At 36.6% G+C, this 11,102-nt stretch carries 8 protein-coding genes; 2 read left to right on the forward strand and 6 right to left on the reverse strand.

Annotation, left to right across the window (positions count from 1 at the left end; all coding sequences use genetic code 11):
* Positions 1-75: 75 nt before the first annotated feature.
* Positions 76-1,488, reverse strand: coding sequence for an alanine/glycine:cation symporter family protein (locus HMPREF1639_RS02555; protein WP_036762957.1), 1,413 nt, complete (start codon positions 1,486-1,488; stop codon positions 76-78).
* Positions 1,489-2,004: 516 nt separating this feature from the next.
* Between HMPREF1639_RS02555 and hflX the strand changes: the two genes are divergently transcribed.
* Positions 2,005-3,318, forward strand: a complete 1,314-nt coding sequence (hflX, locus tag HMPREF1639_RS02560; protein WP_036762959.1) for a GTPase HflX — start codon at positions 2,005-2,007, stop codon at positions 3,316-3,318.
* A 206-nt stretch (positions 3,319-3,524) separates the two neighbouring features.
* Here the strand turns inward: hflX and HMPREF1639_RS02565 are convergent, their stop codons facing one another.
* Positions 3,525-4,055 carry a DUF4364 family protein gene (locus HMPREF1639_RS02565; protein WP_036762961.1) on the reverse strand — a complete coding sequence of 177 codons (531 nt, stop codon included), beginning with the start codon at positions 4,053-4,055 and terminating at the stop codon, positions 3,525-3,527.
* Positions 4,056-4,331: 276 nt separating this feature from the next.
* On the opposite strand from HMPREF1639_RS02565, the gene HMPREF1639_RS02570 reads away from it, so the two are divergent.
* Positions 4,332-5,582, forward strand: a complete 1,251-nt coding sequence (locus HMPREF1639_RS02570) for a D-alanyl-D-alanine carboxypeptidase family protein (RefSeq protein ID WP_052045390.1) — start codon at positions 4,332-4,334, stop codon at positions 5,580-5,582.
* A gap of 154 nt (positions 5,583-5,736) precedes the next feature.
* Here the strand turns inward: HMPREF1639_RS02570 and HMPREF1639_RS02575 are convergent, their stop codons facing one another.
* The 4 genes from HMPREF1639_RS02575 to HMPREF1639_RS02590 form a co-directional block, all read right to left on the reverse strand.
* A complete protein-coding gene (locus HMPREF1639_RS02575; protein WP_036762962.1) occupies positions 5,737-6,354 on the reverse strand; it encodes a hypothetical protein in 618 nt (205 codons plus the stop codon).
* Between the two features lie 573 nt (positions 6,355-6,927).
* A complete protein-coding gene (gene hcp, locus HMPREF1639_RS02580) occupies positions 6,928-8,565 on the reverse strand; it encodes a hydroxylamine reductase (RefSeq protein ID WP_036762964.1) in 1,638 nt (545 codons plus the stop codon).
* A gap of 271 nt (positions 8,566-8,836) precedes the next feature.
* Positions 8,837-9,577, reverse strand: a complete 741-nt coding sequence (locus HMPREF1639_RS02585; RefSeq protein ID WP_036762965.1) for a MerR family transcriptional regulator — start codon at positions 9,575-9,577, stop codon at positions 8,837-8,839.
* 104 nt (positions 9,578-9,681) lie between these two features.
* A partial coding sequence (locus tag HMPREF1639_RS02590) for a bifunctional folylpolyglutamate synthase/dihydrofolate synthase (protein WP_242847261.1) occupies positions 9,682-11,102 on the reverse strand: 1,421 nt, incomplete at its 5' end.

Below are 11,102 nucleotides of genomic sequence, written 5' to 3' on the forward strand. Positions count from 1 at the left end.
AGGTGTAGCCCCAATAATACTAGAGGATACACCTTTTTCTTGTAGATGAGTCCATACCCACCTCTCTATATTAATTTATTTTAAGTCTCTTGGCCTATATTTTTCTGGCAATGCAGCCATATATTCATCCTCATATTCCCTAATCCTATCTGGATCCTTGAAGAAGTCTTTTACCAAGGCTACTATTACACCTGATAGGAATAGTAGACCAACCAAGTTTGGTAGGGCCATCAAGCCGTTCACTGTATCTGATATTGCCCAAATCGACTGTAGTCCACCTATTGAACCTACAAATACCAATGGTATGTATATCAACCTATATACCTTGACAAACTTTTCTCCCAATAGGTATTGAGTACATTTTTCTCCATAGTATGACCAACCCAATATTGTTGAAAATGCAAATAATGTTAGGCCTATAGATACTATGTACTGACCACCATTGAAGCCTGACTGGAAGGCCCTTGTTGTAAGAGCTGCCCCCTGTAGACCTGATGTCCATTCTCCAGACACAAGTATTACTAGGGCCGTCATTGTACATATAACTAGGGTATCTACAAATACTTCAAATACTCCCCATAGACCCTGCCTAACCGGATGGTCTGTAGTCGCTGCTGCATGGGCAATCGGTGCACTACCCAAACCTGCTTCATTAGTAAATACTCCCCTTGCTACACCATTTCTCAAGGCCATCATCAAGGTAGAACCTGCAAAGCCACCTGCTGCTGCATGACCAGAAAAAGCTGAACCAAATATCAAGCCAAATGCGTGTGGTATCTGGCCTGCGTTTATGCATAGGATAGCTACTGCACCCACTATATAAAAGGCCGCCATCAATGGTACAAACTTCTCAGTTACCTGACCTATTCTCTTGATACCCCCTAAAACTACTACTGCTGTCAGGATAGTCAATACTATTCCAACAACCTTCATATCTATATGAAAGGCCATGTTTAGCGACTGGGCTATAGAATTCGACTGGGTCATATTACCTGTACCTAGGGCTGCTAGAGCTCCAAACAAGGCAAATAGTTTAGCCAACCAAGTCTGACCTAAGCCCCTCTCAATATAGTACATAGGTCCGCCAGAACAGACATTGCTATCCTTATCCTTGACCCTGTATGTCACTGCTAAAATTACTTCAGAAAACTTGGTAGACATACCCAATATAGCTGATAGCCACATCCAAAATACTGCTCCTGGTCCACCAACTGCTATAGCTAGGGCTACACCTGCTATATTACCTGTACCAACCGTAGCTGCCAAGGCAGTAGATACTGCCTGAAAGGCTGATATTTCACCTTCACCACCAGAATTTTTACTAAACATCTTTAGAAGGGTATTCTTGATTATATAGCCAAACTTCCTTATCACCACAAATCTGGTTCTGCACCCCAAGAACAAACCTGTTCCAAGTAGCATTATCAGCATAGGCCACCCCCATACAAAATCTCCTATGGCCTTGTTTACTTCCAAAATACTAGACATAATTACTCAACCTCCATCCATTTATTGTATTTTTGTTTTTTAAACAATTTTCTAATTTTATATACCTAATTGTATATTTTTTATATGAATTCTATATAAAAATCTTATTTTTTTAAGTTACTTAATTGTATTAAATATATCAAACTTGTTATTTATATCCTGTAAACATCTTTTTTCTATAATTTAAAAAGCCATTATCTTTTTCTACTACTTATTTTCTAGTCTCTATACTAAATAATTTTTTCATATATAAATTTAGTCTTTTTTATAACAAGTTTCTTTGATGGGTCCATTTTGCCCCACTAGAAAATATTTTTTTAGGTATTTTTATTCTAAACAAGCAAATAGTTAAACTTCTCCAATATGAATTTAATGTGTTTTTTATGATATAATTCATCTGGACACCTTGAACGAGTATGTTTTTTATACCGATAGTATGATATAATCAAATAAAATCAAATGAAAATCCACAATAATTAATTTTAATAAGGAGGTGTCTTCCTCGAAGGAAAAATAATGAGCGATTTAAACATAAACAATGAAGATATAATAAACTTAAAAGAAAAGGCCCTTTGTGTCGGTCTAAACCTGACTAGTCTGGCAAAAAAGTCTGATGATATAGATATTGAAGACTCTATGTTGGAACTAAAGGAACTGGTAAAGGCTGCCGGTGCAGAGGTGGTCGGTGAGCTGGTACAGAATAAATCCAGTATAGATACTGCTACCTATCTGGGTTCTGGCAAGATAGAAGAAATCAAGATCTACGCAGAGAGCCTAGATGCAAGTATGGTCGTATTCAATGATGAACTATCTGGTGCCCAAATTAGAAATATTGAGGATATAGTTGGTAAAAAAATAATCGATAGGACCACCCTAATTCTAGATATATTTGCCCAACGTGCCCTTAGTCGTGAGGGTAAGCTTCAGGTCGAGCTAGCCCAATTGAAATATAGACTACCTAGGCTATATGGTATGGGTGGCCAGATGTCTAGGACTGGTGCAGGTATCGGTACCAGAGGACCTGGTGAGCAGAAGTTGGAAAAAGACAAGAGACATATACTAAACAGGGCTGCCAATATCAGGAAGGAACTAAAGGAAGTTGTAAAGATAAGGGACGTACAGAGGGCCCAAAGAAGTAAGAACAAGATACCAATTGTTGCCCTAGTCGGCTATACAAATGCAGGCAAGTCTACCCTACTCAACGAAATAATTAAGAGCCATCCCGACTATGAAAAGGAAAAGGAAGTATTTGTCAAGGATATGCTATTTGCAACCCTTGATGTAACCCTTAGAAAGGCTCTCCTTCCTAACAAGAGGGAATTTTTAGTAGTCGATACTGTAGGTTTTGTCAGCAAACTGCCTCATGACCTAGTAGATGCCTTCAAGGCAACTCTTGAGGAGGTAACCTACGCTGACCTAATCCTACACGTAATAGATGCTACCAATGCTAGCTCTGACATACAGAAGTCTACCACAGAGAGTGTCCTAAGGGACCTAAAGGCAAATGATAAGAATACTATCACAGTCTACAACAAGATAGACAAGCTAGACCTAGATATCTATCCTAGAAACCAGGATGACCTAGTCTACCTATCCGCCAAGAAAAATATCAATATGGACAAGCTGATGGATATGATTCAAAAGGCCCTAGACAAGGGCTCCTATAGGGTAAAACTTCTATTGCCATATGATAAGGGACATATCTTTAGCAGCCTAAGCGACAAGTATGCCCTAGAATCTTTTGAATATCTGGATTCTGGAATCAGTCTAACCCTATCACTTGATGAGGTTGACTACAATAAATACAAGGAATACATAGAAATACAATAAATATTATATGCTTGCCACTTCAAGATACAAGCATATTTTAAAGGCTAGGTAGTTCATTTTAGTTACTTGAACCCCCTAGCCTTTTCAATTTCAATGACCTTGTTACTTAGCCATCTTATTTTTATTATTTTGCAAGATACAAATATTAAAGTTTTTATATAATCTTAAATACATAAAAATTATAATCAAATATCTATTTTAAAAGATTAGGAATTTATTATCTCTAATATTTGATTGTACTTGTCTTCGTAATCCCTAGTCCACTTGTCACACATAGCCTTGGCCTCTGCCTCAGTATCCACACTAACATTTACATTCATCACATTCTGGCGTCCCTTTATTATCACTAAATTGACCAGATAAGAAGAATCTCCCTGCATACTATAGTGGGTTTGTTTTTTAATCTGTGAAGATAGTAGGTCTTCCTTATTGTCCCTTATATAGTCATCTATTTTTTTGATAAAGTAGTCTGGTATCCTATTTTGGAAGTATACCAAAACCTCTAGGCCACTTTGAGTGATTGCATTCAACTTAGTCTTGTTTTTCTCATAAGTAGTTATAAACTTGGCATCCATCATCTTTGGTAAGAGTGCCAGCAATACAAAATAGTTTATAACTCCTGTTCCCAAGATTATTTCAGTCAGCTGGGAATCTGTCAGATCTTCATCCATACTATTAAGCGTGTATAGTACTATGAGCTTTTCTAATATCAAATCATCTGTGCTATTATCTAACATACCTACCTCCTATATATAAATAAATTTTTATTTTCTATCCTATTACTACTATTCTATCACACTTTTAAAAATTATACTAAAAAGCCACAGATATATTTGTAAATAAATCCATAAAAATTGTCCGGATTTTAGTATAAATTGTGCTATAATTATATTGTTTAATTTAAAAATACCCTTGAAATGTCATATTTGTGTCGTAAACGCTCACAATAGGGCCCGAATGCTTGTGACTACTTAAGGGTTTTCACTTATATATACATAGGAGCAATTTAACAAATGATTAATAGAAAAAAAGCAAGTAAAATCTTAGCAATAGGGCTTTGCCTGTCACTTTTGATGCAAACAGGAGCCAATGCAGCCACTAGATACCATGATTCATACTCACGTTCTGCTATAGTTAGTGATATGGACACTAATAGAATAGTCTACGAAAAAAATGCAGACCATGTTTCACCCATGGCCAGCTTGACAAAGATGATGACCCTATTACTGACATTTGATGCCATATCTCAAAAAAAAGTCGATTACAAAGATGTAGTTAAAATCCTTCCATCAGATGTAAATAGGCTTGGTACCAACATCAAACTAAATGCGGGCGACCAGATCAGACTAGAAGAATTGATGAAGGGCATGATGATAGTATCCGCCAATGATGCAGCCCTAGCAATCAGCCACCATGTAGGGTCCTCATACGAAAACTTTATAGCAAATATGAACAAAAAGGCTAAAGAAATCGGCATGAAAAACACAGTATTTTACAATCCCAATGGGCTACCTACCAGCGTGACTGTAAACGGTAAGTCTGTAGGAGTAGAAAATAAGACTAGTGCTAGAGATGTATTAATCTTATCTAAATACCTATACTCTAGGTATCCCCACCAGTTGACAGAAATAACCAATATGTCATCCTACGTAAATTCTAAAAAAGCCATCAATAAGCAAAATACAAACCCACTATTGCCCTTGATCACCAACGTAGATGGCCTTAAGACTGGTTTTACAGATGCAGCTGGATACTGCCTAGCCTATTCAATGAAGATAGACAAGGGTCATGGTAATGATAGCTCAAATAGGCTAATCGGTGTCAGTCTAGGAGCTACTAGCAAGGAAAATCGTAAACTAGCATCCTACAATACTTTGGACTATATTAACAAACACTACAAGACAAAATACCTGTTCAAAAAAAATACACCTGTGGACAAGGCTAAAATAAATGGCATTCCTTTTGTCAAGTTTGACCTAGTTCCAAGTAAGGACCTCTACCTTATACAGAAAGACACTGAAAAACTAAATAAAACTATTAAATACAATCGGGTTGATATCTTGAAAAATCCAGACCAGCCCCTGGCCAACCTGGTGTACTCAGATTCTCAAGGAAACGAAGTTGCATCATTTGATATCAGTACTAAAAGGCCCCTTAGCAAGATGCACTTCCTGGAAAAATGTCTAGTCAGTGGATGTGCTATTGTAGGAATCTTTACGAAATATATTACAAATAATGCAGATGGTCCCCAGTATACTTTTTAGAAATTGTAAATTTATTTAATATATACTTAATAAATAAAATATCTATAAAACGGAGCTAAGATGCCCATCTCAAGGGTATCTTAGCTCCGTTCTTATTGTTTCATTTATTCTTTTTTTTAATATTTAAAATTTATGAACTACTAGTATACTATTATTACATTCTTCTAGCCAATACACATACACTTTCATCTAATTTCTTGAATTCTACGTCTGTTTTCTCAGTCAAGCCATCTATAAACTGTTGTCTAAGCGGTAAATAATACTTGTTAAAGTCAACATCTAGATAGGCCCAGTACTTGCATGTAGATGGCCTAGTTCTCTTCCATATTATTTCATCATACTCTTCGCTAATAACCTCATTTAATTCTTCAGACCTACCACCGTCCAATAAAAGGTCCCTGATTACATTGTAGATATGTCTGATTGGCAGACCTTCATACTCAGGCATAAATTCCTGACCTAGACCATAGAATCTTTCCTTTAGGTTTATTATCTGGCCCTCATCATAATCAACAACAGCCTTAATAACAAAGGCAAACCTATTTTCTATTATTCCTAGGTTCTTGTCCATCCACTTGTCATCGCCAGCGTGCTTATTTGCCATCTCATCTGGATCGCCCATTTCCATACGTCCAAACTTTTCATCTACCTGGCTAGCCAAGTCTAAATCTAGGCCCTCATCTTCTGATAGGCTAATAACAGCTTGGACAAACTTTTCTTGTTGTAACATTCTCATGTATGATTTCTTGAAACTTTCTCTAATATCTCTCATAGCTCCCTCCCATATTTCTTTACTTCTTAATTGCTTCTTTTATATTTTCTATTACCTTTACCTACAAAAATTAAAAGCCTATTACTAAGCTTGTCTATATTATAACGCATTTGATAAATTTTTCATATACTTTTTTACAAATTTTTATAATTATTTATAAAATTCTCAAATATGTTATTATTTTGTATATTGGAATACCACTTTAAAAGCCTGTATTCACCCTTATAAACCTTATTTACTAAATATATTATAGCACAAGACCTTAAAATATATATTTTTCCACAACCAATATTATGTTTATTTTAACAAACTATGTTAAACAAGTAGCAAGTTTTTCTTAACCTCCTAAAAATCTAGCTATATATTTAACATAATTGATAGTTTATATCAAATCTTTTTTCATGCTTCCCTTAAAATTCTGATATGAAAAATCTCCCCAAAATCAAAGGAGCCTATATAAAATGGGCCAGCTTAGCAACAAGACTTACTGACCCATTTATTTATTGTAACTATTGATTCAAATTGAATATTTTTTATCTTAAGAAGTTAAGTATATGAGTAATATACACCTTCCTAGTTGAAGAATAGTTCTATATCTTCTTCTACACTTCCTATACCAGCTATACCAAAGTTCTCAACCAATACATTTGCTACGTTTGGTGATAGGAAGGCTGGTAGTGTTGGTCCTAGGTGGATATTCTTCACTCCTAGGTATAAGAGTGACAATAATACTATTACTGCCTTCTGCTCATACCAGGCGATATTGTATACGATTGGTAATTCGTTTATATCTTCTAGACCAAATACTTCCTGTAACTTCATAGCTATTACTGCTAGTGAGTATGAGTCATTGCACTGGCCTGCATCTAGGACTCTTGGTATACCGTTGATGTCACCAAGATTTAGCTTGTTGTACTTGTACTTAGCACAACCTGCTGTTAGGATAACTGCATCCTGTGGTAGGGCCTTGGCAAAATCTGTATAGTAGTTTCTGCCCTTCTGCCTTCCATCACATCCTGCCATTACTACAAACTTCTTGATTGCACCTGTCTGCACTGCCTCTACTATCTGGTCAGCTAGGGCTAGGACCTGATTGTGGGCAAATCCACCTACAATTGTTCCTTCTTCTATCTGAGTTGGGCTAGCACATCTCTTGGCGTGGTCTATGATTGCTGAGAAGTCCTTAGTTGATCCAGCTTCTCCTGGTATATGCTTACATCCTGGGTATCCTGCAGAACCTGTTGTGTAGATTCTATCCTTGTACGAATCCTTTGGTGGTACTATACAGTTAGTTGTCATTAGGATTGGACCGTTGAAACTCTCAAATTCTTCCTTCTGCTTCCACCAGGCATTACCGTAGTTACCAACTAGGTTGTCATACTTCTTTAGCTCTGGATAGTAGTTGGCTGGTAGCATTTCTGAATGTGTATATACGTCTACACCTGTTCCCTTAGTTTGTTCTAGTAGTTCTTTTAGGTCTGATAGGTCGTGGCCTGAAATCAGTATAGCTGGATTGTTTCTAACTCCTAGGTTTACTTGTGTGATTTCTGGATTCCCAAATGTACCTGTGTTGGCAGCATCTAGTAGGGCCATTCCCTTGACACCAGCTTCACCTGTAGCCATTGTTAAGGAAATCAACTCATCCACACTTAGGGCCTGTGTAGTCTTGTATAGGGCTTCCTGTAGGAAGGCATCTACCTCTTCACTATCATAGTTTAGCATGTTGGCGTGCTTTGAGTATGCTGATAGCCCTTTTAGACCATATATTATAAGCTCTCTTAAAGACCTGATATCTTCATTTTCAGTAGCTAATACTCCAACTGTCTTAGCCTTTTCATCCATTATCTCGATATCTCTTTCATCCCAAAGGGCTACTGAACTTAAACTTGATGCATCATCTAACTGAGCTATCAATCTCTTCTTTGCATCTAGAGTCTTGTATATTCTGTCTACAAATACATCAAAGTCAAAGTTGGCATTTGTTATTGTAGTAAATAGGTTAAGAGTAATCATATGGTTGTCTTCCTTGCTGATTGACTTTCCCTCTGCTCTTAACTTTGTAGTTACCTCTGATATTCCCTTAGTTACGTATACTAGTAGGTCCTGAATTCTCGCAACCTCTGGAGTCTTTCCACAGACACCCTTTACTGTACATCCTGAACATCCTGCTGTTTCCTGACACTGATAACAAAACATATTTATTTCCTTCATAATTTTTCTCCTTTTCATTCCAACAATTTTTTTGATTTTTAACATACCCTTTTTTGATTTTGCCCCTTTAGGATATTAGGGTCTTATTATTTGTTTTTTGTGTTTCACTTTTATTTAACTTATGTACTCATTATAGTATCGGGTCAAAAAAAAATCTGTTGCAGATGCAACAGATGAAAAAAATTTATTTTATTTAATTTTTTATTACTATATTATGTTCATAAGCTTTTTTATATTTGACCCACAAGCATAAATACTATACCCTTTTCTTTTACTTTTGTTTTTCTTTTACATACTCTTGAATCGCATCACATACATACTGTGCCATTCCATCTCCAAATTTATCCAGATTATTTTTAAATTCTATATTTTGAACATATCCATAACCAATACTTGAAAATACACCTATCTTGCAATCAAAAGCATATTCGCAAAGATGTTTATGCAGTTTTTCTGCCAAACCTATATTTTCTTTGGATGTAGGACTTAGTCTGTTTGATAGGTTTTCTGAAAAGGCAAAAAATATTTCATTAAAACCATCGGCAATTTCTTTTTCTTTTCCTTTTTGCTTTTCGATAGCCTGCTCAATAACTTCTTTTCCATATGTATCCACAGCTACCTGTTTATACTTTTCATTATCCTGGTATGTAAATCCCTTGAATTTTTCTTTAACTGACATGGTAACACTCCTTTCCTGAGACTCAATGGTCTTTTCCAATGTTTCTATTAGTGTCAGGAGCCTTTGCTTTTCATCTTGCATTAAAGTTAGTTGCTTTCTTAGATGATATAGTATTTCCTTATCCTCTTGCCTTATCAATTTCTTTATCTGTCCTAGAGAAAACCCCAAATACTTATAGAACAATATCATTTGTAAAGAAGATATATCCTCTTCAGAGTAGTACCTGTATCCATTTTCGTTCTTTTGTGGAGACAGCAAGCCAATCTTGTCATAATGATGTAAAGTGCGCACCGATACACCACTAATTTCACTAACTTTCTTAATCAAATACATTTTCGCACCTCCTGACAATGAAGAGTATAAACTATTACCTTATGTCATAGTCAATAGATTTTTTAAATTTTTTTAATATCTTATACCTTACTTGTTTGCCCTTATTACTGTCCTAAAGTAGCCTTATTAACATGGCCCCTTATATCTCCAACCAGAAATAGGGATCCAGCCCCAATAATGGCCTTTTTCTTGGGCCTTTCAATGGTATTTTTCCTTTGTCTGGACTTGGATTTCTTAGATCTTTTTTCAGCTTCGTGCACTCTGGCCTTTTCTTCCTTGCTTATTTTTTCTACAAGTTCAAATGAGTAGTCTACAGCCTGTCCTATATCTTCTATACATATAATATCCTGACAGTACATCCCTACCCTATAGGCCAGTTCTTCTACGGCCATGGCCCTTGGATTATTAGGCAGGGTTACTATCACCCTATCAAACCTGGGTACTAAGATCTTGACTATCCCATCTACATCCTTGTCAGCTAATAGTCCTAGAACCAGTGTCTTGTCCCATTCCTCTCCTAGAAGCCTATCTAACTCTCCAGCCAGAGACTGGGCCCCTTCAAGATTATGGGCACCGTCTATCATAAATAGGGGACTATCCATAAGAATTTCCATCCTACCCGGCCACCTAGACTTTAGTAGACCAAAATATATAGCATCCCTACTTATATCAGCTAACTTGTTCTCCACCAAATAGACTGCTATATTTAAGGCTAGAAGGGCATTTTTTGTCTGGTGCCTGCCTATCATCCTAATTTTCAAATCCTCATACTTATTCCCTAAATAGTCTAGACCATCAAATACCTGGTTATTTAGATTTGACTTTTTGATCTCTATACTAGAATTCCTTGATATAATTAGGTCTGCCCCTTGTTCTTGACATACCCTTTTGACTACATCAGTCGCTTCATGACCCTGCTCATACATGATGACCTGACCATTATTCTTGATTATTCCTGCCTTTTCGTAGGCAACCTTGTCTACAGTATCACCCAAAACCTTGGTATGGTCTAGGCTGATAGATGCAATAGCACTGACTAGGGATTTGTCGATTACATTGGTAGCATCATACCTGCCACCTAGACCCACTTCCAAGACTACATAGTCTACCTTCTTACTGATAAAGTATACGAAGGCTGTAGCTGTAACCAACTCAAATTCAGTAGGGTGGTGTAATCCCTCTACCACCATCTGCTGACAAGCGTCCTTTACCAGGGCTACGCTATCTGCTAAATCTTGGTCGTCTATATTATGACCATTCAACCTAATCCTCTCATTAAATACCTCCAAAAATGGCGATGTGTATAGGCCAACGTCATAACCTGCCTCCATCAAGATATTTGTCACAAAGCTAGCCGTAGACCCCTTGCCATTTGTTCCTGCTATATGGATAAATTTCAACCCATCCTGAGGCCTATCCAGCCTATTTAAAAGCTCTCTGATAGAGTCCAGCCCCAGTATCATACCAAACTTTTCCACTCCATGTATAAATTCTAATGCTTCTGTATAATTCATATATGAATTAT

Origin of the sequence: Peptostreptococcus sp. MV1 (assembly GCF_000758885.1) — a bacterium.
Taxonomy (GTDB): Bacteria; Bacillota; Clostridia; order Peptostreptococcales; family Peptostreptococcaceae; genus Peptostreptococcus.

What these genes read in the sequence shown, in the direction of transcription:
- HMPREF1639_RS02585 (WP_036762965.1), bottom strand. Translation starts at nt 9,577, where the DNA reads ATGTATTTGATTAAGAAAGTTAGTGAAATTAGTGGTGTATCGGTGCGC.
- HMPREF1639_RS02575 (WP_036762962.1), bottom strand. Translation starts at nt 6,354, where the DNA reads ATGAGAGATATTAGAGAAAGTTTCAAGAAATCATACATGAGAATGTTA.
- hcp (WP_036762964.1), bottom strand. Translation starts at nt 8,565, where the DNA reads ATGAAGGAAATAAATATGTTTTGTTATCAGTGTCAGGAAACAGCAGGA.
- HMPREF1639_RS02570 (WP_052045390.1), top strand. Translation starts at nt 4,332, where the DNA reads ATGATTAATAGAAAAAAAGCAAGTAAAATCTTAGCAATAGGGCTTTGC.
- HMPREF1639_RS02555 (WP_036762957.1), bottom strand. Translation starts at nt 1,488, where the DNA reads ATGTCTAGTATTTTGGAAGTAAACAAGGCCATAGGAGATTTTGTATGG.
- hflX (WP_036762959.1), top strand. Translation starts at nt 2,005, where the DNA reads ATGAGCGATTTAAACATAAACAATGAAGATATAATAAACTTAAAAGAA.
- HMPREF1639_RS02565 (WP_036762961.1), bottom strand. Translation starts at nt 4,055, where the DNA reads ATGTTAGATAATAGCACAGATGATTTGATATTAGAAAAGCTCATAGTA.